Origin of the sequence: Jiella mangrovi (assembly GCF_017815135.1) — a bacterium.
GTDB lineage: Bacteria > Pseudomonadota > Alphaproteobacteria > Rhizobiales > Rhizobiaceae > Jiella > Jiella mangrovi.
On sequence record NZ_JAGJCF010000005.1, the window covers coordinates 118250 to 144754 of the forward strand.

Below are 26505 nucleotides of genomic sequence, written 5' to 3' on the forward strand. Positions count from 1 at the left end.
GCACGGCCATGACGAAACGGCTCGAGGGCAAGATCGCGCTGGTCACCGGCGCTTCGCGGGGCATTGGCTATCAGATCGCCAAGCAGATGGCGGCAGAGGGCGCCCACATCATCGCGCTCGCGCGCACCGTCGGCGGGCTGGAAGAGCTCGACGACGAGATCAAGTCGGCCGGCGGGACGACCACCCTCGTTCCCCTCGACCTCACAGACATGGGCGGTATCGACCGGCTCGGCGGCGCCATCAAGGAGCGCTGGGGCAAGCTCGACGTCATGGTCGCAAATGCGGGAATGCTCGGCGTCCTGTCGCCGATCGGCCATATCGAGGCGAAGGTGTTCGAAAAGACGATGGCCATCAACGTCACCTCGACCTGGCGCCTCATCCGCTCGGTCGATCCGCTGCTGCGCGCTTCTGATGCCGGCCGCGCCATCGTCATGTCCTCGGGCGCGGCCCATTCGGCCAAGGCCTACTGGTCGCTTTATGCCGCGACGAAGGCGGCCTGCGAGGCGATGGTCCGCTCTTGGGCGAACGAGACCGAGAACACCGCCCTTCGCATCAACGCCGTCAATCCCGGCGCGACGCGCACAAGAATGCGCGCGGAAGCGATGCCCGGCGAGGATCCGAAGTCGCTGCCGACGGCCCGCGAGGTGGCGGCGAAGATCGTGCCGCTGGCCTATGACGACGTGACGGAGACGGGGAAGATCTTCGACGTCAGGGAGAACCGGTTCCTGACCTATCAGAATCCGGCCTGAGGCTGCAGAGCCTATGAAGGCGCCGGCTCTGCCGCCGGTTCTACGCCCCCCGCTTCTGCAGGAGGGCGATGTCGTTAGGCTCGTTTCCCCCGCAAGTTTCGTGGACGAAGGCTATTTGGCACGGCTGTCTGGGATTCTGACATCGTGGAAACTCGAGGTTCAGCACGGCACGCATGTCCTTTGCCGGCACGGCTTTCTCGCCGGGACGGACGAGAAACGTCTCGCCGATCTGAACGATGCCTTCAACGATCCGACGGTGCGCGCCGTGATCGCCACACGAGGCGGCAAGGGCTCCTACCGCATTGCCGGAGACATCGATTTCGTGGCCCTCCGCCGCGACCCGAAATGGTTCGTCGGCTTCAGCGACAATACGATCCTGCATCTGGCGATGCAGCGCGACTGCGGGCTCGTCGGAGTTCACAGCGCGGTTTTCGGCATGGCGGAGAGCGCCAGCCACAAGGACGCCGCAGGCTCCGTTCGCGCCGCGCTGATGGAAACCGAGCCGCGGGTCGTCACGCGTTCCTCGGGCGAGCCGACCGCTGTGCTGACGACATCGGGGCAGATCGAGGGGCGCCTCGTCGGCGGCAATCTCGATCTCGTTGCGACGGCAGCCGGCTGGGCGTTGCCGTCTCTCAAGGAAGCGATCGTTCTTCTCGAGGCCGTCGGCAAGCATCCCGGAGAGGTCGACCGGATGCTGACGATGCTGCGCAAGGGCGGATGTTTCGACGGCGTCGCCGGCTTTGCGATCGGACGCTTCACCGGCTCCTCGCCGAAGGCCGAGGCGACGATCATCGCGCTTTTGACCGATCACCTTCGCCATATGGACGTGCCGGTGCTGGGTGGTCTGCCGATCGGTCACGGTGATGGCATGGAGGCCGTCAGGATTGGCGGTCCGGCGAGGCTCGACGCCGATGAGGGCAGGCTGATCGTCCTGTAGGAGGCCGCCGAGCAGACCCCAGGCTTTGGTTAAACGCGCCCGCCCCGATCGTGCCCACTTGACGCCAAACGAAAAGCCCGTGGCAGTGTCCCGCCCCGGGCTTTCGGTCTTGAGCATGATCGTTTCGTACGCCGTTTCAGCGTGCCCGGCGGCGCTCCACTGCCTGGAAGGCGAGCTTGGCATGGAATGCGCAATAGGGCGAGCCATCGCCCGAATGATCGCCGCAGAAATGAAAGTCCGGCGACAGCGGATCGCCGATCGGCCATTTGCAGGTCCGCTCGGTGAGTTGCACGAGCGAGAGCTTGCGCATCATCGGCACGATTTCCGCGCCCTTGCGCTCGAGCGGCTCCGGCGCTTCTTCCATATCTTCCTGGATCTCGACCTTGAGCGCCGTCGCCCCCATGGTCCGTGCGACGGGCCGGCTGTGCTGAACTGCCTGGGCGGCCACCGGCGTCGCGACGACGCGCGGCGCGGCCGCAACGACCTGCTCGGCGACGGCGACGGGCACCGGCTTTGCCTCGACCGCCGGCTTCATCCGCGATTCCAGCTTCAGGCGATGAACCTTGCCTATCACGGCATTGCGGCTGACGCCGCCGAGCTTTTCGGCGATCTGGCTGGCACTATGGCCTTCGGACCAGAGCTGACGCAGCATTTCGACGCGTTCGTCCGTCCAACCCATAAGGTGGCTCCTTTCGATAGAAGCGACGGCCGGAATCCGCTCACCCTCCGCGCAGCACGTGGCGCGAATGAGGATACAAGATGTATGGTGAGACTAGGTCCGCCGCTCGAAGTCTAGTATCTGGAGGGGAATTTACCGTATCTGCTGACTCGCTGACAAGAGTCGGTGACCCGTCAAACGCCCGTTCCGATGTTTTTCCCCAGCGAATATGGGGTTGCGGCGACGAAATTACACCTTCCCTTGATCCAGGCGCCTTCGGCAGTGCGAAAATCCCTCGGCCCTTGCCTCGCGCCATCACAGACGGCATGTTATACAGGCGCTTCCGAGATATCGGACCCGCATGCAAAGCCTGCCCTTCGGCAGGCTTTGACGTTTTCAGGAGCTTTCGCGAAGACCGATCGAACGGGCTCCCACAAGAGTTGAGCACATGAACCAGACGCCACAGGACAAATCGCCGCTCTACGAGACCTATGCACGCGCGCCGCTCGCTTTCGAGCGTGGCGAGGGCGTGTGGCTCGAGACGCGCGACGGGCGACGGTTCATGGATCTGGCCGGCGGCATCGCCGTCAACCTTCTCGGCCATGCGCATCCCCATCTCGTATCGGCCCTGACGGACCAGGCGCAAAAGCTCTGGCACACCTCGAACCTTTACGAGATCCCCGGGCAGCGCCGGCTGGCCGAGCGGCTTGCCGCTAACACTTTCGCGGACAGGGCCTTCTTCACCAATTCGGGCGCCGAGGCGCTGGAATGCGCGATCAAGACGGCGCGGCGCTATCACCATGTCTCCGGCCATCCGGAACGCTACCGGATCATCACCTTCGAAGGCGCTTTCCACGGCCGGACGCTGGCGACGATCGCCGCCGGGGGGCAGGCGAAGTATCTCGAAGGCTTCGGCCCCAAGGTCGAAGGGTTCGATCAGCTCGCCTTCGGCGACCACGAAGCGCTGCGTGAGGCGGCGGCCGGGCCCGAGGTGGCGGCGATCCTGATCGAGCCGATCCAGGGCGAGGGTGGTATCCGTTCCGTTCCGCCCCAGTGCCTCGTGGGCTTGCGCGAGCTCTGCGACGAGCACGGGCTGCTCCTGATCTATGACGAGGTTCAGACCGGCGTCGGACGCACGGGCCGCTTCTACTCCTATGAGCATTCCGGCGCCGCACCCGACATCATGGCCTCGGCCAAGGGGATCGGTGGCGGCTTTCCGATGGGCGTGTGCCTTGCCACCGACGAGGCGGCCAAGGGCATGACGCCGGGGACCCACGGCACGACCTATGGCGGCAATCCACTTGCCATGGCCGTCAGCAACGCCGTGCTCGACGTGGTCCTGGAGGATGGCTTCCTCAAGGAGGTTCGCCGCAAGGCCCTGTTCTTCAAGCAGTCGCTTGCTTCGCTCGCCGACCGCTATCCGGACGTGGTCGAGACGATCCGCGGCGAGGGATTGCTGATCGGCCTCAAGATGCAAGTGCCGAATTACGAGATGATCGGAGCGTTGCGCGCCGAGGGCGTCGTTGCGGCGCCTGCCGGCGACAACGTCGTGCGATTGCTGCCGCCGCTGATCATCACCGAGGACGAGATCCGCGCCGCCATGGAGCGCATCGAGGCGGCAGCTGCCGCACTATCGACGCCCGCGCAGCGCGCCAGTGCATGAGATGACGATGACACAGAATTCTACCGGAAACCCGCGGCATTTCCTCGATATCTCCGAGGTGGCGCAGACCGATCTCAGGCTGATCATCGAGGACGCCACGCGGCGCAAGCAGCTTCTGCCGGCGGGCGACAAGCCGCTTGCCGGCAAGATGCTTGCGATGATCTTCGACAAGCCGTCGACCCGCACGCGCGTCTCCTTCGACGTCGCGATGCGCCAGCTCGGCGGCGAGACGCTGTTTCTGTCCGGCGCCGAGATGCAGCTCGGCCGGTCCGAGACGATCGCCGATACGGCCCGCGTCCTGTCACGCTATGTCGATGCGATCATGATCCGCACGACGACGCATGATCGTCTTCTGGAAATGGCCGAATATGCCACCGTGCCGGTGATCAACGGCCTGACCGACGATACGCATCCGTGCCAGATCATGGCCGACCTGATGACCTTCGAGGAAAAGCGCGGCCCGGTGAAGGGCAAGGTCTTTGCCTGGACGGGCGACGGCAACAACGTGCTTGCCTCCTTTGCCGAGGCGTCCGCGCGTTTCGATTTCGAGCTGAGGATCGCGACGCCGCAGGGCTCGGACCTCGATGGCCGCTTCATCGAATGGGCGCGCGGCGAGGGCGCCAGTATCACCACCACCACCGATCCCCTGGAGGCGGTGTCCGGCGCGGATTGCGTCGTGACCGATACATGGGTGTCGATGGGCCGCGAGGACCGGGCGCGCGGACACAACGTCTTCATGCCCTATCAGGTCAATGAAAGGCTGATGGCGGCGGCCAAGCCCGAGGCCCTGTTCATGCATTGCCTGCCGGCGCATCGCGGCGAGGAAGTGACGGATGCGGTGATCGACGGACCGCAATCCGTCGTCTTTGACGAGGCCGAAAATCGGCTGCATGCGCAAAAGGCGATCCTTGCCTGGTGCTTTGGCGAGGCGACCGGCGGGCTCTCCTCCCATGGCTGAGAACGAGCGTATTCTCACCTCCGACGATCTCGCCGGGGACGATGCCGTCGTGCCCTTCGCGGTCGAGGCGCTGGATGCGCGGGGCCGCGGGGTCCAGCTCGGGCCGATGCTCGACCAGATCCTTGCCCGGCACGACTATCCCGAGCCGGTGTCGCGGCTGCTCGCCGAGATGATCGTCCTCACCGTGCTTCTGGGAACCTCGCTGAAGTTCGAGGGCAAGTTCATCGTTCAGACCCAGACCGACGGCCCGGTCGATCTTCTCGTCGTCGATTTCGCGACGCCTTCAAGCGTGCGTGCCTATGCGCGCTATGACGAGGAGGTCCTGGAACAGGCGGAAAAGAGCGGCGCGACGAGCTCGGAGGAGCTTCTGGGCCACGGCACCCTCGCGCTGACAGTCGATCAGGGCTCCTACTCCCAGCGCTATCAGGGCATCGTCGAACTCAACGGCGAGGGCATCGAGGCCGTCGCCGAGACCTATTTCCGCCAGTCCGAGCAGATCCCGACGACCGTGAAGCTCGCTGTCGCCAAGATTGCCCGGCGCGGCGACAACGGCTTCGTCGAGAGCTGGCGGGCCGGCGGCGTGATCGCCCAGTTCCTGCCGGAATCGCCCGATCGCATGCGCATGCCCGATCTTCCCGGCGGCGACCTTCCCGAAGGCACCGACGAATTCGAAGAGGGGGACGAGTTCGACGACGCATGGCTGGAAGTGCGGGCACTGGTCGATACGATCGAGGCGTCCGAACTCGCCGATCCGGAGGTCGGCGTCGAGCGGCTTCTGTTCCGGCTGTTCCACGAGCGCGGCGTGCGGGTCTTTCCCGCCGACCGCGTGATCGACGACTGCTCCTGCTCGCGCGAGCGGATCAGCGAAGTGCTCTCGAATTTTTCCGCCGAGGAGATCGCGGAGAGCATCGAGGACGACACGATCAAGGTCACCTGCGAGTTCTGCGGCACGAACTACGAGTTCGATCCGTCCGAATTCAGCAACAAGGATTGAACCGGCGCGCGAACGGGGCCTTGTCCCGGCCTGGAGGCAACCGCGTGTGGAAACCCTGTCCAGGCGCCCAGGCGCATTGCTTCGAGCGTAACGCCGACCACTGACGGGCCGCTGGCCGGGGAGCACGGTCGCAATGCTTCCGCGGCAATGGAGCCTCTTTCCCCCGGAGCATACGAGACCCGGTCTGCCGTTTTGCACGGCATGGGATGACCTGTTTTCGCGCCGAAGATCGCGGTATCGAACGATGAAAGGGCCGCCCGATGGGCGGCCCTTTCGTTTGGTCAGATGTAGCCGTTTTCCCGCAGATATTCGACGACCTGATCGGCGAGGACCTCTGGTGAGGTCGTCGCGCCGGCCAGCGTGATTTCCGGGTTTTCCGGCCGCTCATACGGGCTGTCGATACCGGTGAAGTTCTTGATCTGGCCGAGACGCGCCTTCTTGTAGAGGCCCTTCGGATCGCGCTTTTCGGCGACGTGGAGCGGCGTATCGACGAAGACCTCGACGAACTCGCCCGGATCCAGAATATCGCGGGCCATCCGCCGTTCCGACCGGAACGGGGAAATGAACGAGCACAGGACGATGAGGCCGGCATCGACGAAGAGCCGGGCCGTCTCCGCGACGCGCCGGATGTTCTCGACACGATCGGCTTCGGTGAATCCGAGATCGCGGTTCAGGCCATGGCGGACATTGTCGCCGTCGAGGAGATAGGTGTGCTTGCCCATGGAGAAGAGCCGCTTCTCGACGAGGTTCGAGACGGTCGACTTGCCGGCGCCGGACAGGCCCGTGAGCCAGATGACCGCCGGGCGCTGGCCGAGCGCTTCGCCGCGACGCTGCTTGTCGAGGTCCACGGCCTGCCAGTGAATGTTGGCCGCCCGACGCAACGCGAAGTCGATCATTCCGGCACCCACCGTGAGGTTGCTCAGCCGATCGATGACGATGAAGCCGCCGGTGGCGGGATTGTCAACATAGGGATCGAAGGCGATCGGCTCGCGGAACGAGAGATTGACGACGGACACCTCGTTCAGCCCGACCTTCTTGGCGGCGAGATGCTGGAACGTGTTGACGTCGACATTGTACTTGATGTCGGTGACCGATCCGGAGACGGATTTGGTGCCGATCTTGAACTGGTAGCTTCGGCCGGGCACGAGCGGTTCGTCATGCATCCAGATGAGATGGGCCGAGAACTGGTCGGCGACCTCGGGCCGCTGACTGGCGTCGCAGAGGAGATCGCCTCGCGAGATGTCGATCTCGTCCGCGAGCGTCACCGTCACCGCCTCGCCGGCGATGGCGCTCTCCTTCTCGCCGTCATAGGTGACGATCGACTTCACCGTGCTGGTACGGCCCGACGCGGCGACGACGAGTTCTTCGCCGACGGAAACCGTGCCCGAGGCGACGGTGCCGGAATAGCCGCGGAAATCGAGATTGGGACGGTTGACCCACTGGACCGGAAACCGGAGCGGCCGCTCGATCTGGTCGCTGCGCACATCCACCGTCTCGAGATGCTCGAGCAGCGTCGGACCGTCGTACCAGGTAAGCTTGTCGCCCCGCTGGGTGACGTTGTCGCCGAATCGGGCGGACATCGGGATCGGCTGGATGGTCTCGAACGCCAGGTCGCTCGAGAAGGAGTTGTAGTCCGCCAGGATCGTCTCGAAGACATCCTTGGAATAATCGACGAGGTCGATCTTGTTGATCGCCAGGACGACGTTTCTGATGCCGAGGAGGGAGGCGATGTAGGAATGGCGCCGGGTCTGGGTCAGAACGCCCTTGCGCGCGTCGATCAGGATGATGGCGAGATCGGCGTTGGAGGCGCCCGTCGCCATGTTGCGCGTATACTGCTCGTGGCCGGGCGTATCGGCGACGATGAACTTGCGCTTTTCGGTCGCGAAGAAGCGGTAGGCGACATCGATGGTGATGCCCTGTTCGCGCTCGGCTTCGAGCCCGTCGACGAGAAGGGCGAAGTCGATGTCCTCGCCAACCGTGCCGTGCTTGGTCGAATCCTTCTGCAGGGTCGCCAGCTGGTCCTCGAAGAGAAGCTTGGTGTCGTAGAGCAGACGACCGATCAGCGTCGACTTGCCGTCGTCGACGGAGCCGCAGGTCAGAAAGCGCAACAGGTCCTTGCGCTCCTGGCGGGAGAGATATTCGGCGAAGGCCGCGGGGTCGAAATTGTCCATCAGAAATAACCCTCGCGCTTCTTCTTTTCCATCGATCCGGCTTCGTCGTGGTCGATCAGTCTGCCGGAACGCTCGGACGTGCGGGCGATCAGCATCTCGTGGACGATCTCGGGAAGCGATGCCGCCGGCGATTCCATTGCCGCCGTAAGCGGGTAGCAGCCGAGCGTCCGGAACCGGACGAGGCGCATCTCGGGCTTTTCGCCTTCATTCAAAGGCATCCGGTCGTCATCCACCATGATCAGCTGTCCGTCGCGATGGACGACAGGGCGCTTCGCGGCGAGATAAAGCGGCACGATCGGAATCGATTCCTTCAAGATGTACTGCCAGATGTCGAGCTCGGTCCAGTTGGAAAGCGGGAAGGCGCGGATCGACTCCCCCTTGCGGACACGGGCGTTGTAGACGTTCCAAAGCTCCGGACGCTGGTTCTTGGGGTCCCAGCCATGATTTTCCGTGCGAAACGAGAAGATGCGCTCCTTGGCGCGGCTCTTTTCCTCGTCTCGGCGCGCACCCCCGAAGGCGGCGTCGAAGCCGTATTTCGTCAGCGCTTCCTTCAAGGCGTCGGTCTTCATGATGTTGGTGTAGACCGATGCGCCGTGGGTGAAGGGCGTCACGCCCTGCTTCACGCCCTCCTGATTGGTGTGGACGATGAGATCCATCCGCGCGTCCTTGGCGGCCTGATCACGGAAGGCGATCATTTCGCGGAACTTCCACGTCGTATCGACATGCAAGAGCGGGAAGGGCGGCGGCGAAGGGTAGAAGGCCTTCTTCGCCAGGTGCAGCATGACCGACGAATCCTTGCCGATCGAATAGAGCATCACCGGATTGCGGAACTCGGCCGCCACCTCGCGCATGATATGGATGGATTCCGCCTCGAGGCGCTGCAAATGGGTGAGTTCTGGAGCCTCAATGGCTAACGATGCCGACATGGGTCGATCAGTCCTTCCTTCCGGCAGCGGAACGCTGTACTTGCGATGTTTGCTACAATGGTGACGATTAATGCAGGCTTTGGTCGGTCTTTCGCACCAGTTCCTTGGCCAGTGCGGGGTCGGCAAAAGCAACGAAATGCGGATTGGCGAAATCGACGTCACCCGCCTGCTTTCGTTTGTCGTAGAGGAATGGCTGCCCGTCGAGGGTCGTGACGATGCCTCCAGCCGCGCGCAGAACCGCATCGCCGGCCGCCGTGTCCCATTCCATGGTGCGGCCAAGGCGTGGATAGATGTCTGCCTCGGCCTCGGCGAGAAGGCAGAACTTCAACGAGGATCCACGCGATACGAAACGCTCGACGTCGTATCGCTTCAGCCACTCGTCGGTCGCGGCCGAACCGTGAGATCGGCTGCCGACGGCGACGAGACGCTCCGGCCGCGGGCGCACCCTGATGGGGCTGCGCTCTCCCAGAACATCGTCCTTCACCTCGGCGCGAAAGGCGCCTTCGCCGACTGCGCCCGCCCACAGGCGACCGATCGCCGGGGCATAGACGACGCCGGCGACCGGAGCGCCATCCTCGACGAGAGCGATGTTCACGGTGAAGTCGCCGTTGCGATTGATGAATTCCTTGGTGCCGTCGAGGGGGTCGACGAAAAACAGACGCCGCGCCTCGGCGGGTGCCGCACCGGCCGAGACGGCCTCCTCGGCGACGATGACGACGTCTGAAGCGATCTTGGCAAGCAACGGTTTCATCGTCGCCTCGCATCTGAGGTCGGCTTCCGTGACCGGCGAGGCATCCGCCTTCGTGGCGGCTTCAAACGGCGTCCCGTAGATCTTCAGGATTTCCGCACCGCCCAGTAGAGCGGTCTCGATCAGGTCTGACAGATACAAGGCGGGCTCTTCCGTTGTCATCGACGATAGCCTGTTTCTAAGGGAAGACCAGTTTGACTGACAACTTCCCTAGCGTCGAAAAGCATGATTGCGCAGGCGCAACCCCAAATTGCTGCTATGCAACATGCATAGCAGATGGTCGGCGCCGTGCATATCGTGTGGGCGTGATCTGCGAGGACGGATCGGGGTTTGGGGAGGCGGCTTGTGACATATCCTCAACACCGGCCGCCCAATCATCTGGTTCTGCCGGTCATCAGCCGCTTCGAGCCGGTGTTTCGGGCATGCGGTGTGATAGAAGCTTCCGCAAGGCCATATGGCGGGCAGACGAAACCGATGCGTTGGGGAACGTGTCTGGTTTCGGGCGGGGCATCTGCAAACGGCAACAGTCGAACTGTTGCTGCGGCATGTCCCGACTTCGAGGGGGAATTGAATGACGGCCGAGACGGCGCGGAAGACGCAAATTGCTCGGATGGCCAGTCCGTCCGAGCCGGTCAATCACGGCAATGAATATGGTGTAGCAGGCCGTCGGGCGGGCGTCGTCCTGTCGATTGTCATGGCGGGGCTGCTGTCGGGCTGCGCAGCGCTGCCGGCTTCCGGGCCGACGGCGGGGGCCTTTGTCGGCGACGTCGACGAGACGGCCGTCCAGTGGCGCAACGGCTATCTGCTCGTTCCCGTCAGCAATAACGTTCTGGCCTATCAGCACGAAGAGCCCAGGCCGAGCTTTCGCGGCCTCGCCAGCCTTGCCCTGCCTGCGGACACCGGCGTCGGCATCGGTGACGTCGTTCAGGTGACGCTGTTCGAGGCCGGCGTCGGCGGGTTGTTCTCCTCGCTGAATGCCGGCGGTCAGGGCTCGTCCTCGGTCGCCCTGCCGCCGCAGCAGGTGGCGCGTGACGGCACGATCACCATTCCCTATGCCGGGCGCATTCGAGTCGCCGGCTCGACGACGGCGACCATCGAGCGGCGGATCGTCGCCGCCCTCAAGGACCGCGCCATCGAGCCGCAGGCAGTCGTTTCGATCGCCGAGGGCAATTCGACCGCCGTCACCGTGACCGGCGATGCGATCGCCGGCATGTCCGTGCCGATCCCGACCTCGGGGCTGAAGATCCTTCAGCTGATCGCCAGGGCCGGTGGGCCCAGGACCCCGATCTTCGAGACCGCCGTGTCGCTGACCCGTGGTGGGCGGACGGTGCAGATGCCGTTTTCCGAACTTGTCAACGACCCGAACGAGGACGTCTATGTCCGGCCGGGCGACGTCGTGCTGCTCACCCGCCAGCCGCGGACCTATGTGGCGCTCGGCGCGACGGGGCAGAGCGCCCAGCTGCCCTTGCAGGGCTACGAGATGTCGCTGGCCGAGGCGCTCGCCCGGGTCGGCGGTCTCAATCCCAATCTCGCCAATCCGATGGGCGTCTTCGTCCTGCGCCGCGAGCCGGGCGCCGAGATGCTCGCCCGCTACGAAGGCACGGCCTTCGAGCGCGTGCCGCCGGGCGATCCCCAGGCGGCGCTGCTTTCCGGTGACGTCCCAGTGATCTACCGCTTCAACATGCGCGAACCGTCGGGGCTTCTCTACGCCCAGGATTTCAAGATCCACTCCGGCGACATGCTCTATGTGGCAACGGCGCCGTTCGTTCCGGTCAAGCAGGTGTTCGATGCCTTCAGCGGCCTCGTCTCCCCGGTTCTCAGCACCGCCAACTCGGCGGCCACCATCTCGACGCGGCTGAGCAACTAAAGCACCTCCCAGTGAAAGCCGGTTCGGCTTTGACCTGCGGAGAATACTGCTCGACATAGCGATGAGGGTTTTGGGGGTGAACGTGTGTTCGCCGCAAACCCTCAAGAGCCATCGAGCGTATGGCGGATCCAGATGTGCGGCGCGCGAGTCCAGGACTCGGCGCCGCCTGCAGCGGGTCGCGGGTGGCTTCGAAAAAGGGCCGATCGTCGGTTCTGTGGGGCGATGTCGGCGCCGGTGGGCTCAGCCTTTTGCCGGGACGATGGTGATCAGCGCGTCCGACGGATAGACGGATTCATAAAGGACGCCGTCGCCCGGCATGAAGCGCATCACCGTGCGTCCGTGTGCGTCTGCCATCACCAGAGAGCCGTCGCCCGTCGAGCGCCACTGCGCAACACGTGACAGGTCCGGCGAGGTGGCGCAGTCGCGCCCGAGCGGTGCGGGCTTGAAGGCACCGGCGCTCGGACGGCCCGCCGTGACCTTGCAGCTCGAACCCGACCGCAGATCGATCACCCGCACTGCGCCGTTTGCCGTATCGGCTGGCCGGATGGACCCGACCGTCTGTTGATCGAGTGACACGACGTTGTCGAGATCGGCGCCGGGCTCCGGTGCCGATTGCAGTTTTGCGATCACGAGCAGCGCGGCGGTCGCGGTGGCAAGAACAGTGGCCGTGAAGTTCATGGATCTGGAAATCCGTTAAAATTGCCTGAACCCGATTATCGTCTCTGAAACCTTAAGCGAACGTTGACGGTACGCCGCGTTCGTCAGATTTCGTTATCAATTCGGCGAGAGGATCGGCGTCTCGCGGCGTCTCACGGCGTTTCGGCCGGCGTCGGCAGCAAGTCCGGAGCTTCATGTCATCGCCTGGCCATCGCTCGGGTGAGGGGCGTCTCGCCGGTCGGATGGCGGTTCGCTGCGCGGCCGATCAGCCCGACGACTTTGCCCCGCAGGACAGGCGGACCTTGAGGCTCGGCTCGATCAGGGTCGTGTGTTCCGCCGCCTCGGTGCCTTGCAGCCGTTCGAGGAGTGCGCTTGCGGCCCGCTCTCCGACCTCGCTCTGGCCATTCGAGACCGTCGTCAGCGGCGGCGTCGCGATGGCGGCTTCCTCGATGTCGTCATAGCCGACGATGGCGACATCGACGCCGGGGCGAACGCCGCCACGCGAGAGACCGTACATCAGCCCGAGCGCGACGAGATCGGAGAAGCAGACAATGGCCGTCGGCGGCGTGTCGATCGCGAGGAAGGCCCCGGCCGATTCAAATCCCGACAATCGCTCGCGGGGACCTTCTATCCGCCAGTGCGGACGAAACTCGATGCCGGCGCGCTTGAGCCCGTCGAGGTAGCCGGCCTCGCGTTCACGGCCGGTGGACGTCGCTCTCGTTCCGCCGATCATCGCGATGGAGCGATGGCCGAGCTCGACGAGGTGATCGACGGCGAGGCCCATTCCATAGGCATCGTCGCCGCGAAATCCGCGCACGCCAGCGCCCTCGATCGTGCGGGCGATCAGGATGACCGGCAGATCGTTTTCCTCGGCAAGCCTGATGTCGGCAGCCGGCGTTCCGAGCGCCGGCGACAGGATCAGGCCATCGGCCCCGAGCTGCAGAAGCGTGTCGATGAAGGAGCGTTGCTTCGACAGGTCGTCGTGATGGTTGCACAGGATGAAGGTCTGGCGATGACGGTCGAGTTCGCTCTCGATTGATTTGAGGATCTCGCCGTAAAACGGGTTCATCACGTCGTGGACGCAGACCCCGACGATGCCCGACCGCGAGGTTCTCAAGGAGGCGGCGCGGCGATTGTAGATATAGCCGAGCTCGCGCGCGGCGTCCTTGATCCGGTCGCGGGTCACGTCGGCGACGAGCGGACTGTCCCTGAGCGCCAGCGACACGGTCGCGGTGGACAAGCCAAGCGCCTCCGCGATGGTCGACAATTTCACCCTTTGCGCCACGAACGCCCTTGATCCACGAATTCCGACCGATCGGTGATGTATGGCAAATAGGACGGCATGCGGAAAGCCCCGTCATGCCGGGCGTCGGAAACACCGGCCCTATCGCGCGCCCGGCAAAGGGAACTCGGCTCGCAAGAGACGGCGCGGTAAAAGGCCTGTCCGCCATGCCACCCGGTGGTCGCGGCGATCTGCATCCTGTCAGCTTCCGCGCTGTCCAGGGCCAGAAAGGCGGCGCAATGGCGATGATGCGGAGGCTCCGGCTCGCCGCTGCCGGGACGGTTTTGCCGCGACGATCACTGAATGTTTTGCTGGCCGAAAACCTTGCTTCATCGTAAGGATTCTCCGGGGCAAGGCTGATACGGGAGGTCGATCCGTGCAAAGGTTCGGCAGGCTTGGTCTGACAATTCTGGTCCTTTTTTGGGCCTGCGGCGCCATCGCGACCAGTGCTTTCGCCCAGGCCAACGGCGAAAGGACCGTCGTCGTCACCCGCAATGCCGATTATTTCGGCCGCGACTACGACATCCTCAAGAACGTCGACGTGGACGCCTGCATCGCCGCCTGCAAGGCCGACGATCGCTGCAAGGCCTTCACCCTCAACGAGCGCACGCGCTGGTGTTTCCTGAAGGACGGGGTGGGCGAGCTGCGGCGCGTCGCGGGCGCCACGTCCGGCGAAGTCGTCGCGCCGCCGGCCCTCGACGAGGCCAGTCTCGCCGCGCGGGCCAAGGAGCTCGACTTCATCCCCGCTGCGGGCGTCGAGGCGGCGAACCGTTACCGGCTCGAACTCGCCGGTGCCGAACGCAACAGGGACCTCGCGGCCATCCCCGCGGGCGGCCTCGCGCGGCAGGCGGCATCCGCCCTGACCTTTCCCGATGCGATCCGTCTGTGGCGGGAGGTGTTGAAGCGCGAGCCGCTCGACCATGCAGCCTGGAAGGGCCTTGCCGATGCGGCACTCGCCAACCAGCCGAGCGACTATCAAGAGCAGCAGGACAACGCCCGACTGCGCAAGAACGCCGCGATCAGCGCCTATCTCACGGCGGGCAGCGATGCCGAAAAAGCCGTGGCGCTGGCCGCGATCGCCGCGACCTACGAGGCGGAAGAGAACTGGAAGCTGGCGATCCGCGCCTATCGCCGCAGCGTCGCGGCCGCAAACGACCCACAAGTCGCGGCTAAGCTTGACACCGTCGTCGCGGCCCACGGTTTTCGCATCCTCGAAAACACCGTCGACAACAACGCCGCCAATCCGCGCATCTGCCTGACCTTCTCCGATCAGCTGTCGCGCAGGCTGACCGCGTCCGACAATCCCGGCGACTATGTCAGCGTCGAGAATGGCGACACCCTGCCGGTGACGGCGGAGGGCTCGCAGATCTGCATCGACGGCGTGAAGCATGGCGAGCGCTACCGTATCGTGGCGCGGCCCGGCATCACGTCGATCGATGGCGAAAGGCTGGCGAAGCAGGCCGAGATTTCGGTCTATGTCCGTGACCGCGATCCGTCCGTGCGCTTTGCCACCAACGCCTATGTCCTGCCGGCCGGCGGCCAGGCGACGATCCCGGTCGTCACCATCAATGCCGACACCGTCGAGGCGAAGGTGCAGAGGATCGGCGAGCGGGGCCTTGCCGACGCCCTGTCCAGCGAGCGGTTCCTGCGGGCCTTGTCCCAGTGGCAGATCGACGAAATCTCAAGCCAGCGGGGCGAGGACGTCTGGTCCGGTACGGTCACGGTCCAGCGTGAGACGAATGCCGAGGTGACGACCGCGATCCCGGTCGACGAGATCGTCAAGGACATGAAACCCGGCGTCTACGTGCTCTCGGCCAAGGCGAAGAACGGCCCGCAATATCAGGATCAGATGGCGACCCAGTGGTTCGTCGTCTCCGATATCGGCCTGTCGACCTTCGCGGCGACGGACGGCTTCTACGTCGTCGCCCGCTCGCTCGGCAGCGCGGCGCCACTGGCCGGCGTTTCGCTCGAGCTGGTCGCGGCCAACAATCAGATCCTTGGACAGGGAACCAGCGACGAGGCCGGCCATCTGCGGCTTCCCGCCGGCTTGATGCGGGGCACCGGCGGCGACCGGCCGTCGCTTCTGCTCGCCAAGAAGGGCGACGACTTCGTTTTCCTCAATGTCGGCGACGCGCCCTTCGATCTCACCGATCGCGGCGTCGATGGCCGGGCGCCGGCCGGGCCGATCGACGTGTTCCTGACGGCCGATCGCGGCATTTACCGGGCTGGCGACACGGTGCATTTCAACGCGCTCGCCCGCGACGCGGCGGGCAGCGCCATGCCCGGCCTGTCGCTGACCGAGATCGTCAAGCGGCCGGACGGCGTCGAATATGCCCGTGAGAGCGTATCGGACTTCGCGGCCGGCGGTTACGCCTTTCCGCTGGCTCTGCCGGGCGGAGCGATGCGCGGGCTCTGGAAAGTCGCGCTCTACACCGATCCGAAACAGCCGGCGCTCGCCGAGACGAGCTTCCTCGTCGAGGATTTCGAGCCGGAAAAGATCGATTTCGACATTGCGACGAATGCCGAGAGCCTCGATCCGGCTTCGCCACCGACCGTCGATGTCGACGCCCGCTATCTCTTCGGCGCGCCGGCCGGCGATCTCGAAGTCAATGGCGAGGCGGTGCTGACGGCATCCGCCGGCATTACGGCCTATCCCGGCTATTCCTTCGGTCTTTCCAGCGACGAGGTGACGGCGACGCGCCAGCCCTTCGACGCGGTGCGCACCGGTGCGGGTGGCAAGGCCGCTCTGACGATGGCGCCCTTCGACCCGCCCGCGACGACGCGGCCACTGTCCGCCGAAATCCAGCTGCGCGTCGTCGACGCCGGCGGCAAGCCGGTCGAGCGGACGAAGGAGCTGCCCGTCGCCGCGTCCAGCGCCAGGCTCGGCATCAAACCGCGCTTCGACGGATCGGTGCCCGATGGGTCGGAGGCCGGCTTCGACGTGATCGCCATCGACGCTGGAGGTGATCGGATCGCGGCCGAGGGGCTGACTTGGGAGCTGAAGAAGGTCCAGGTGGACTTCCAGTGGTATTCGAGTTCCGGCTCCTGGAATTACGAGCCGGTCAAGACCTCCACTCGCATCGCCAACGGCACGCTCGCCGTGTCGGCCACGGCGACGGCCGAACTTTCGCTGCCGGTCGAATGGGGCGAGTACGAGCTGTCGATCATCGACCCTGAAAATGATGCGATTCCGGCGAGCGTATCGTTTGATGCGGGCTGGTACGTCGCAGCGGGCTCGCTCGACACGCCCGACGTCGCGCAGGTCTCGCTCGACAAGCCCGCCTATAAGGTGGGCGAGACGGCCAAGGTGCGGATCGAGCCGCGCTTTGCCGGCAAGGCTGAGATCTTCGTCATGGACGAGCGGATCGTCGGGCGGACGACGGCCGACATTCCCGCCGAGGGCGGCGAGGTGAGCCTCAAGGTCACCCGCGACTGGGGGCCGGGCGCCTATGTGGCGGCGGTCGTCTACCGGCCGATGGATCTCGGCGCGAAGCGCATGCCGGGCCGGGCGATCGGCATTGCCCATGTCGCCGTCGAGCCGGGCGACCGGGCGCTGTCCGTCGCGATCGACGCGCCGGACAAGATCGAGCCGCGGCAAACCCGGGAGTTCGGCATCAAGATCGACGGCATCGCCGCCGGCGAGACCGCCTATGTGACGCTCGCCGCCGTCGATGTCGGCATCCTCAACGTCACCGGCTTCCAGCCTCCGTCTCCGAAGGGCTATTATTTCGGCCAGCGCCGTCTCGGCGTCGAGATCCGCGACCTTTATTCCAAGCTGATCGACCGCATGGCCGGCGCGCCGGGCACCGTGCGTTCGGGCGGCGATGCGGGTGCGAGCTACGACAGCCCGCCGCCGATGGACGAACTCGTCTCGCTCTATTCCGGCCCTGTCGCGGTGGACGCCGAAGGCCGCGCGACGATTGCCCTCGACATTCCCGATTTCAACGGCACCCTCAAGCTCATGGCCATCGCCTGGTCGAAATCGGCGGTCGGCGAGGCGGGCCGCGACATGATCGTGCGCGATCCGATCGTCATTGCCGTGTCGCGCCCGGCCTTCCTCGCGCCGGGCGACACGTCGCGGCTGGCGATCGACGTCATCCATGTCGAGGGCGCGACCGGCGAGGCGACATTGTCGCTGCGGGGCGGCGGCGCGATCGTCTCGCTCGGCGCCAACGAAGAGACCAAGCTGACCCTTGCCGAAAACGGCCGCGAGCGGGTGCTGGTGCCGGTGAGCGGCGAGGGGGTCGGCGATGCGACGATCGAGGTGTCGCTGTTGTCGCCGTCCGGCGAGACGCTGCGCAAGACGGTCGTCCTGCCGGTCCGTTCGAACGCACCGAAGGAGGTCGAGAAGACACGCCTGACGATCGCCGGAAATGGCGGCAGGCTCAGCCTCGATCCGCAGCTCTTCGCCGGCTATGTGCCCGGCACCGCGTCTGCGACCGTTTCGATCACCGGGGCGGCGCAGTTCGACGTCGCCGGTGTCGTGCGTTCGCTCGATCGCTACCCCTATGGCTGCACCGAGCAGCTGACCTCGCGGGCAATGCCGCTGGTCTATCTCGACCAGACCATCCTGTCGGCCGGCCTTTCGGGCGGCGAGGACGTCAAGAAGCGGGTGGATGACGCGATCTCCGGCGTTCTTGCCAATCAGGCGTCGAACGGCTCCTTCGGCCTGTGGAATCCCGGCTATGGCGATCTGTGGCTCGATTCCTACGTCACCGACTTCCTGACGCGGGCGCGCGAGGCGGGCTTTGACGTGCCTGAAGAAGGCTTCACGCTCGCCGTCGACAATCTCAGGAACAGCCTCGCCTATCTTCCGGAAAAGCCCGATTGGGGGCCGGTCGCCTATGCCTATTACGTCCTGGCAAGGAACGGCCGGGCCTCGATCGGCGATCTGCGCTATTACGCCGACAACGAGCTTGCCAGCTTCCCGACGCCGCTGTCGAAGGCGCAGATGGGAGCGGCGCTGGCGCTTTACGGCGATCGCTCTCGTGCCGAAACGGTCTTTCGCGCCTCGATCGACGACACCATGGCGCCGCAGTCCAATGTCGGGCGGTCGGACTACGGCACGGCGCTGCGCGACGACGCGGCGGTCCTGACGCTCGGCCTCGAGACGGCGGTGGACGGGGTTTCCTTCGACGAACTGGTCAGCAAGGTGAACGCCGCTCGCCAGCGCCAGCGCCATACATCCACCCAGGAGGACGCCTGGTCGCTGCTCGCCGCCCACGCCTTGCTCGGCCGCAATCCGCCGCAGCTGAGCGTTGCCGGGCGGGCTATCGACGGGCCCTATTCGGCCTCGCTGGGCGAGGCTGATTTGACCGGCGGCCTCGACATCGCCAATCGCGCGGCCGCGCCGGTTTCGGCGGAGGTGACGATCGCCGGCGTTCCCGAGGTCGCGCCGCCGGCGTCCAGCGAGGGCTACGCCATCGCCCGCAGCTACTACACCCTCGATGGTACCCCGGCCGATCCGGCGAAGATCGGCCAGGGCGACCGTCTCGTCGTCGTCGACGAGGTGACGCCGGTCGATCCCGGCCCGGCCCGGCTGATGCTCGACGATCCGCTGCCGGCGGGCTTTGCGATCGACAATCGGGCGATCCTGCGTGCCGGCGACGTCGCGGCGCTCGACTGGCTGCAGCTCTCCGGCGAGGCGGCCCACAGCGAGTTCCGCTCCGACCGCTTTCTCGCCGCGATCGATCAGGGCGCGAACGACACCACCATGCGCCGCTTCGCCTATATCGTCCGCGCCGTCGCGCCGGGCGAGTTCGAGCACGCGGCGGCCGTAGTCGAGAACATGTACGATCCCTCGCGGCGCGGGCGCACCGATGCCGGCCGGGTGACGGTCATCGGTCCGCTGCGGTGAAGATGCTTCGATGACGCGCGCGGTCGTTGGAAGGGGGCGGCCGTTGGCAGCTTGGACAGGCACGGCGGCGGGCATGGGCCTCGGCGTCTCGCGGGGCGATCCGATGACGCTATGTCTTGGCGTCGCCTCGGCAAGTCGGCGGTGGGAGACAGCCTGTTGCACCTCGGCGTCTGCGGTCGCCGGCGCCGCCATTTCAACGTCGTCATTCTCGGGCCCCGTGCCGAGAATCCAGTTGCAACCTGGGATAAGCCAGCGGCGGTTGATTTCTTGCATGAAAATCAACCGTTTGACGCAGCGATCTGGATTCTCGGGACGGGGCCCGAGAATGACGAAGCGGTGGGTGTCGCGGCCCTTTCAGGAGCGCCTCGCGACATTCCATCGGCGCGCAGGGCCGACGACGAGGCAGAGCGGCGGAACTGAACGGACGGACATGTATGTCCAGCGTCTCGCTTCAGCGCCAGTCATGTGTGTTTGCTCCGCGGATCCATGGTTGTTCCGGATGGTCAGGGGCATGGGCCTCGGCGTCTCGCAGGGCGATCCGGTGATGCTCTGCCTTGGCGTCGCCTCGGCAAGTCGGCGGTCAGAGGAAGCTTCTTGCACCTCGGCGTCTGCGATCGCCGGCGCCGCCATTTCAATGGCGTCATTCTCGGGCCCCGTCCCGAGAATCCAGCTGCAACCTGGGATAAGCCAGCGGCGATGGATTTCTTTCATTAGAATCAACCGTTTGACGCAGCGATCTGGATTCTCGGGACGGGGCCCGAGAATGACGAAGCGGTGGGCGTCGCGGCCCTTTCCGGAGCGCCTTGCGCTATTCCGTCGGGAGCGGCGCTGAATGTCCTCGCGTCGCCGCCTTGCCCAGACAGGGCTGTTCTGCCTGCTCCTCCTCCTCATTGCAGCTCTATGGTCCTATTCGGCCTTCGAGCGGGCAGTCTCTCGCCGTGTCGCAGCGCTCGCGGCGCCGGAGGTCGGCGCCGAGGTGGTCGACCGGGAGGGCCGATTGCTGAGGGCGTTTCCCGTCGCGGACGGGCGCTGGCGCCTTGCGGCCGATGGTGGCGACGTCGATCCGCGTTTTCTGACCATGCTGCTTGCCTGGGAGGACAAGCGCTTTCTCGACCATGGCGGCATCGACGGATGGGCGCTCGCCCGGGCCGCCTGGCAATCCCTCAGCCATGGCCGGATCGTCTCCGGTGGCTCGACGCTGACCATGCAGGTGGCGCGGATGCTGGACGGCCTGCCGACGGGCAGCGTCTTTGCCAAGATCGAGCAGATGTTGACCGCGGTGGCGCTGGAGCGGCGCTACGACAAGGCGGAGATCCTGTCGCTTTATCTGCGTCTTGCGCCCTATGGCGGCAATGTCGAGGGCATCCGGGCGGCCGCGCTCTCGCTTTTCGGCAAGGAACCGCGGCGGCTGACGGCGGGGGAAGCGGCTCTTCTCGTCGCCCTGCCGCAATCGCCCGAGCGCTACCGCCCCGATCGCTTCCCCGAGCGGGCGAAATCGGCGCGCGACCGGGTGCTTCAGCGGATGGCCGACCTCGATGTTCTCGACGCCCGGCAAGTGCAGCGGGCAAGCCGTGAGCCGATGCCGCGCGGGCGCCGCGAAATGCCGGTGATGGCGGCGCATGTCTCCGAGCGTCTGCATGCCGCAAGGCCGCAGCAGAGCCGCATCAATCTGACGATCGACGCCAGGCTCCAAGAAAAGCTCGAAACCTACGCGCGCCAGAAAGCGAAAAGCTTGAAAAGCCCGCTCTCGCTGGCCCTCGTCGTCGCGGACCATAGGACGGGCGAGATCCTGGCAGAGGTCGGCTCGCCCGACATGTTCGACCGCTCGCGGCAGGGCTTCGTGGATCTGACGCAGGCGCTGCGCTCGCCGGGCTCGACGCTGAAGCCTCTAATCTACGGGCTCGCCTTCGAGCGCGGCGTCGCCCATCCCGAAAGCCTCGTCGACGATTCGCCGGGCGGTTTCGCCGGCTATACGCCGCAGAATTTCGATCATCAGTTCGAGGGGATCATCACCGTTCGCCGCGCGCTGCAGCTGTCGCGCAACCTGCCGGCGGTCGAGCTTCTATCCGCCGTCGGGCCGAGCCGCCTCGTGCAGCGTATCCGGCGCACGGGCGCGCGGCCGGAGCTCGGCGACCGCTCGCTGCCGGGGCTCGCGATCGGCCTTGGCGGTCTCGGCCTGACGCTGGAGGACCTCGTTCGCCTCTATGCCGGCATCGCCAATGGCGGGGTTTCCGTGCCCCTGCATGTCGAGGCGTCCGCCGATCCGCTGGTGCAGCGGCGCATCCTGTCCGAGCAGGCGGCCTGGTACGTGACGTCGATCCTGGCCGGCGCCACTTCCACGACCAAGGGCTCGCCCGGCGAGATCGCCCACAAGACCGGCACCTCATTCGGCTATCGCGATGCCTGGACCATCGGCTATGATGGCAGACACGTCGTCGGCGTGTGGCTCGGCCGGCCGGACGGCGCGCCGGTGCCGGGTCTTGTCGGCCAGGATGCGGCCGTGCCGGTGATGCACGACGTCTTTGCCCGGATCGGTCCGGTGACGCGGCTGGCCGGGCCGCCGCCGGGCATTCTGGCATCAGCCGGCGCCGGGCTGCCGCCGCCACTTAAGCGGGTCGGGCGTGCCGCCGAACGAGGGCAGGCGGGGCTGAGGCCCGAGATCGTCTATCCGCCGGACAAGGCTCGCATCGAACTGCCGGGCCTTGCCGGTGCGGACGCTGCGCGGGAAGCCGAAATGCCGCTGTTCCTCAAGGTACGCAACGGCCGGCCGCCCTTCACCTGGTATGTCGATGGTCTTCCCGTCGAGCGGGATCAGCGCTTGCGCCAGTCCGCCTTCCGGCCGAAGGAGCCCGGTTTCCTCTCGATTTCGGTCGTCGATGGAACGGGCGCTGCCGCGAGCGCCGAGGTTTTCGTGAAATGATTATCTGTGGGACGCTGCGATTGCTCTTGCTGCCTGATCGTTCAATGGCTTGAGCGGCGGCGAGGGCCGGGTTACAGAGCGGCGGAACCCATGCGCGTCGTTCGTTTGCGAAAACGAGCGCTCGCGGCGACGCTCTGCCCCACTGAAACGGCGGGATGAAGCGCCAACTAGAACCGAACGACCTGATGCTAAATTCCCAGCGCCGCGCCAACCGCGCAATTTTCAGCGCCGTCGCAGCCGGCTTTGTCATGCTCGCCGTGGCGGCGGGTGCTGTGGTGTGGGCGTTTGAGCGAAGCCAGGACTACAGCGAGCTCGTCACCCATACGGTCGAGGTCGAGGCGGCGGTCGCCAATCTCAACCGTCTCAATGAGCGGATCGAAGCGGCGAGGCGTGGCTATCTTCTGGAGAGCGATCCCCGGTTCCTCGAAACCTTCGACGAGACGGCCGTCGAGATTCCCGTCCAGATCAGCAGGATAGCAGATCTCACCTCGGACAATCCCGATCAGGTGAAGCGGATCACGCGGTTCCGAGCGCTGACGGATCGATATCTCTCTCTCCTCAAGGATTCGATCGCCGACAAGCAGGCGGGGGGCACCGGCGTGACGGCGGCGAGCCTGCTCGACGAGGAGGACATCATCATCGTCCAGGAGCTGCGCAAGCTTTCGGACGAGATGGGTCTCGCCGAGCGGCGGCTTCTGATCGCGCGTGAGGCCAGCCAGAGGACGAGCGTACTCATCTCCACCGTCACGGCAGCGATATCGGCACTTCTCCTCGTTTTGGTCGCCTTCGGGACGATCTGGGCGACCCGCCGTACCCTGCGGGCGCTGACCGCGACCGGTCTGGAGCTCCAGTCCCTCAACGAGGATCTGGAATCGGCCGTCACCGCGCGAACCGCTGAATTGCAGCGCGCCAATGCCGAAATCCAGCGTTTCGCCTACATCGTCTCGCATGATCTCAGATCACCGCTCGTCAACGTGATGGGCTTCACCGCCGAGCTCGACGCCGCGATCAAGCCGCTGTCGGAATTGATCGACAAGGTGGAAGAGCAGGCGCCCGGTCTGGTAACCGAGGAGACGCGCTATGCCGTGCGCGAAGATCTGCCAGAAGCGATCGGCTTCATCCGGACCTCGACCGAGAAGATGGATCGGCTGATCAATGCGATCCTCAGACTGTCGCGCGAGGGGCGCCGGGTGCTGTCGCCTGGAGCCGTGGACATGAACACGCTCGCCGGCGAAGTCGTCGACAGTCTTCAGCACCGGATCGACGAGAACGGCGTCACGGTGGAGACGGAGCCCTTGCCGACGGTCGTGACCGACCGGCTCGCCGTCGAACAAATCCTCTCGAACCTCGTCGAGAACGCGCTCAAATATCTCGCGCCCGACCGCCCCGGACGCATCACGATCCGTGGTCGCAAGAACCTCGGCCGGGTGCTGATCGAGGTCGAGGACAACGGCCGTGGCATCGATCCGAGGGACCACGAGCGAATTTTCGATCTGTTCCGCCGATCGGGCAGCCAAGATCAGCCAGGCGAAGGGATCGGGCTTGCCCATGTGCGGGCTCTGGCCTACCGATTGGGCGGAACGATAAGTTGCGAATCCGCGCTGGGAGAGGGCGCGACCTTCCGGCTTTCGCTGCCGACGGCACTCGCACCGCAACAGGGGGCTAACACGTGAGCCAACATCAGACCGTCAACATCGTCATGATCGAGGACGACGAGGGCCACGCCCGGCTCATCGAGAAGAACATCCGCCGGGCGGGCGTCAACAATCCCATCCGGCATTTTCTGGAAGGGACGGCGGCGCTGAAGCACCTGTTCGACGCGCCGGACGGGCCGGCCAAGAACGGCCCGGCGCTGGTTCTTCTCGATCTGAACCTGCCCGATATGAGCGGCATCGACATCCTGCAGAGGATGAAGGCCGACAACAGCCCCCTGAAGCGCACACCCGTGGTGGTTCTGACCACCACCGACGACAAGGTGGAAATCGAGCGCTGCTACGATCTCGGTGCCAATGTCTACATCACCAAGCCGGTGAACTACGAGACGTTTGCGCAGGCGATCCGCCAGCTCGGCCTGTTCCTTTCGGTGATCCAGGTGCCCGATCCCGACATGGACTGACACTGGCGGATCGACATGCTGAATCTTCACGTCGAGAGACTGAACTGACAATCGGCCGGGCGGTGCGCGATCGCGGCGGATCTTCGTTGCGAGCTGCCACCCTGCGACAGACTGAAATCGGGGCCCATGCCGCGCGTTTTGTACATTGACGACGATGAAGGCCTCCGGCTGCTGACCAGTCGGAGGCTTCGGCGTCATGGCTTCGAGGTCGAGACCGCCACCGACGCCGACAGCGGCGTTGCGATGCTTGCCGAAGGCGGCTTCGATCTCGTCGCCATCGACCATTACATGCCGGGCAAGACCGGTCTCGATGCGCTCGCCATGATCGCGGCGCTCGCCTCGCCGCCGCCTGTCGTCTACGTGACGGGCTCGGATGAGACGTCGGTCGCCGTCGCCGCGCTCAAAGCCGGCGCGTCGGACTATGTGGTCAAGACCGTCGGCGAGGAATTCTTCGATCTCCTGGCCTCGAGCTTCCGCCAGTCGCTCGAGCGCCGGGCTCTCGTCGAGGCGAAGGAGGAGGCCGAGCAGGCGCTCAGAGCATCGAACGAGCGGTTGGCGGCGATGGTCAAGGAAGCCAATCACCGCGTCGCCAACAGCCTGCAGATTCTCTCGGCCTTCGTGAACATCCAGGCCTCCGCCACCGTCAGCGACGAGGCGAAGAGCGCCCTCAAGGACACACAGCAGCGGATCGCCGCCATCGCCCAGGTGCATCGCCGGCTGTATAATTCCGACGACATCGCAACCATCGACATGGCGGAATATCTGCGTCCCCTGACCGAGGAGCTGCAGGCGACATGGTCGACGCCGACTTCGCCGCGCAAGGTCAACCTGTCCGCCGATCCGCTTCGTCTGAAGACCGACCGGGCGGTGTCGCTCGGCATCATCGTCACGGAACTCGTCTCGAATGCCTGCAAATATGCCTATGATCGCGACAAGCCCGGCGAGGTTCGCATCCGCCTGACGCAGGAGGGCGAATGTTTCAGCCTTTCTGTCGAGGACGACGGGCCCGGCTTCGACCTTGCGGCCCGACCAAAGGGCACGGGCGTTGGTACGCGGCTGATCAAGGCGATGGCCCAGAGCCTCGGTGCCGAGCTCGACCATGGCGAGGGGCCGGGCGCCAGGATCTGCGTGACGGCCGCGCTTTGAACCTGTCGCTTCGCCATACGCCGCTTTCGCCCGGACTTTTCGCAAACGGCTGAAAGATCACCCGACCCAGCGTGGCTTGCGCTTCTGGAGGAACGCAGCGATCCCCTCCTGCGCCTCGTCGCTCTCCCAGGCGTCGGCGAGCTGCTCGATCGTCGCTTCGATGACCGCGTCGTCGATCACCGGGCCGAGGGCGCGGGCGAGACGTTTGGCCCGGCCGACGGCAGCGCGCGGCAGGCCGAGATAGGGCTCGACCTCTGCCGCCACCGCGGAATCCAGATCGCCGGCCGGAACGGCTCTCGTCGCAAGGCCGATCCGCTGTGCCTCGCGGCCGTCGAACAGCCTTGCGCTCATGAAGACCTGCCGCGCCTTTCCCTCGCCGATCCTCGCGATCACATAGGGGCCGATCGTCGCCGGAATGATGCCGAGCCGCGTCTCGGTGAAGCCGAAGCGGGTGTCATCGGCGGCGATCGCGACATCGCTGATCGAGGCCATCCCGATACCACCGCCGAGGGCGACACCCTCGATCCTGGCGATCAGCGGCACCGGCATCTCGTTCAGCGCCTTCAGCATGAAGGCGAGGCGTTTCGCCTCCCTGATGCGGGTCGCCCTGTCCGCCTTGATCTGCGCCATCATCCAGGACAGATCGCCGCCGGCGCAAAAGACGCCCGCTCCACCGGACAGAACGACGACGCGGATGGCCTCGTCCGCCTCCGCCGCATGGCTGAAAACGGTGAGTTCATCCATCATCTGAGCAGAAAGCGCGTTCTTCTTTTCCGGCCGGTCCAAGATGAGATGGCAGATGCCACGAGCGTTCATCTCGACGCGTAGGGTTTCATAGGGTCCCATTTCGCTTCCG

General features: G+C 65.4%; 18 protein-coding genes. 11 read left to right on the forward strand and 7 right to left on the reverse strand.

What is annotated here, in order from left to right:
- The first annotated feature begins 8 nt into the window (after window positions 1-8).
- Both J6595_RS09665 and J6595_RS09670 read left to right on the forward strand, forming a co-directional pair.
- Window positions 9-749 (forward strand): SDR family NAD(P)-dependent oxidoreductase, encoded by a 741-nt coding sequence (locus tag J6595_RS09665; protein WP_209594271.1) that lies wholly within the window; start codon window positions 9-11, stop codon window positions 747-749.
- Between the two features lie 13 nt (window positions 750-762).
- Window positions 763-1686, forward strand: a complete 924-nt coding sequence (locus J6595_RS09670) for a S66 peptidase family protein (RefSeq protein WP_280890697.1) — start codon at window positions 763-765, stop codon at window positions 1684-1686.
- Window positions 1687-1822: 136 nt separating this feature from the next.
- Here J6595_RS09670 and J6595_RS09675 read toward each other — a convergent pair whose 3' ends face one another.
- Window positions 1823-2365 carry a GcrA family cell cycle regulator gene (locus tag J6595_RS09675; protein WP_209594272.1) on the reverse strand — a complete coding sequence of 181 codons (543 nt, stop codon included), beginning with the start codon at window positions 2363-2365 and terminating at the stop codon, window positions 1823-1825.
- A gap of 427 nt (window positions 2366-2792) precedes the next feature.
- On the opposite strand from J6595_RS09675, the gene J6595_RS09680 reads away from it, so the two are divergent.
- The 3 genes from J6595_RS09680 to J6595_RS09690 are packed head-to-tail and all read left to right on the forward strand — an operon-like array spanning window position 2793 to window position 5959.
- Window positions 2793-4007: an aspartate aminotransferase family protein gene (locus J6595_RS09680; RefSeq protein ID WP_209594273.1), complete on the forward strand. Its 1215-nt coding sequence runs from the start codon at window positions 2793-2795 to the stop codon at window positions 4005-4007.
- Window positions 4008-4014: 7 nt separating this feature from the next.
- Entirely contained in the window at window positions 4015-4965 is a 951-nt protein-coding gene (gene argF, locus J6595_RS09685) for an ornithine carbamoyltransferase (RefSeq protein ID WP_245197943.1), read from the forward strand.
- Entirely contained in the window at window positions 4958-5959 is a 1002-nt protein-coding gene (locus J6595_RS09690; RefSeq protein WP_245197946.1) for an Hsp33 family molecular chaperone, read from the forward strand. Before argF ends, J6595_RS09690 begins: the two co-directional genes overlap by 8 nt.
- Window positions 5960-6240: 281 nt before the next feature.
- On the opposite strand, the gene cysN is transcribed toward J6595_RS09690, so the two are convergent.
- The 3 genes from cysN to cysQ form a co-directional block, all read right to left on the reverse strand.
- Entirely contained in the window at window positions 6241-8130 is a 1890-nt protein-coding gene (gene cysN / locus J6595_RS09695) for a sulfate adenylyltransferase subunit CysN (RefSeq protein WP_209594276.1), read from the reverse strand.
- Complete coding sequence (cysD, locus tag J6595_RS09700) at window positions 8130-9056, reverse strand: sulfate adenylyltransferase subunit CysD (RefSeq protein WP_209594277.1); 927 nt, start codon at window positions 9054-9056, stop codon at window positions 8130-8132. The genes cysN and cysD overlap by 1 nt, the downstream gene beginning before the upstream one ends.
- A gap of 67 nt (window positions 9057-9123) precedes the next feature.
- Window positions 9124-9966 carry a 3'(2'),5'-bisphosphate nucleotidase CysQ gene (gene cysQ, locus J6595_RS09705; RefSeq protein WP_209594278.1) on the reverse strand — a complete coding sequence of 281 codons (843 nt, stop codon included), beginning with the start codon at window positions 9964-9966 and terminating at the stop codon, window positions 9124-9126.
- Window positions 9967-10414: 448 nt separating this feature from the next.
- Between cysQ and J6595_RS09710 the strand changes: the two genes are divergently transcribed.
- Complete coding sequence (locus J6595_RS09710; protein ID WP_209594279.1) at window positions 10415-11671, forward strand: polysaccharide biosynthesis/export family protein; 1257 nt, start codon at window positions 10415-10417, stop codon at window positions 11669-11671.
- A 240-nt stretch (window positions 11672-11911) separates the two neighbouring features.
- Here the strand turns inward: J6595_RS09710 and J6595_RS09715 are convergent, their stop codons facing one another.
- Both J6595_RS09715 and J6595_RS09720 read right to left on the reverse strand, forming a co-directional pair.
- A complete protein-coding gene (locus tag J6595_RS09715; RefSeq protein WP_209594280.1) occupies window positions 11912-12349 on the reverse strand; it encodes a hypothetical protein in 438 nt (145 codons plus the stop codon).
- A gap of 244 nt (window positions 12350-12593) precedes the next feature.
- Window positions 12594-13613: a LacI family DNA-binding transcriptional regulator gene (locus J6595_RS09720; RefSeq protein ID WP_209594281.1), complete on the reverse strand. Its 1020-nt coding sequence runs from the start codon at window positions 13611-13613 to the stop codon at window positions 12594-12596.
- Window positions 13614-13986: 373 nt separating this feature from the next.
- Here J6595_RS09720 and J6595_RS09725 point away from each other — a divergent pair, with 373 nt between their 5' ends.
- The 5 genes from J6595_RS09725 (at window position 13987) to J6595_RS09745 (ending at window position 25649) form a co-directional block, all read left to right on the forward strand.
- Complete coding sequence (locus tag J6595_RS09725; protein ID WP_342453143.1) at window positions 13987-19467, forward strand: alpha-2-macroglobulin family protein; 5481 nt, start codon at window positions 13987-13989, stop codon at window positions 19465-19467.
- Between the two features lie 832 nt (window positions 19468-20299).
- The gene (gene pbpC, locus J6595_RS09730; protein ID WP_209594283.1) at window positions 20300-22387 is read left to right on the forward strand and encodes a penicillin-binding protein 1C; all 2088 of its coding nucleotides are present in this window, start codon (window positions 20300-20302) and stop codon (window positions 22385-22387) included.
- Window positions 22388-22542: 155 nt separating this feature from the next.
- Entirely contained in the window at window positions 22543-24060 is a 1518-nt protein-coding gene (locus J6595_RS09735) for a sensor histidine kinase (protein ID WP_209594284.1), read from the forward strand.
- Window positions 24061-24086: 26 nt separating this feature from the next.
- Window positions 24087-24503 carry a response regulator gene (locus J6595_RS09740; protein WP_209594499.1) on the forward strand — a complete coding sequence of 139 codons (417 nt, stop codon included), beginning with the start codon at window positions 24087-24089 and terminating at the stop codon, window positions 24501-24503.
- Window positions 24504-24629: 126 nt separating this feature from the next.
- Window positions 24630-25649, forward strand: coding sequence for a histidine kinase dimerization/phosphoacceptor domain -containing protein (locus tag J6595_RS09745; protein WP_209594285.1), 1020 nt, complete (start codon window positions 24630-24632; stop codon window positions 25647-25649).
- A 57-nt stretch (window positions 25650-25706) separates the two neighbouring features.
- On the opposite strand, the gene J6595_RS09750 is transcribed toward J6595_RS09745, so the two are convergent.
- Complete coding sequence (locus J6595_RS09750; protein ID WP_209594286.1) at window positions 25707-26495, reverse strand: crotonase/enoyl-CoA hydratase family protein; 789 nt, start codon at window positions 26493-26495, stop codon at window positions 25707-25709.
- Window positions 26496-26505 lie beyond the last annotated feature (10 nt).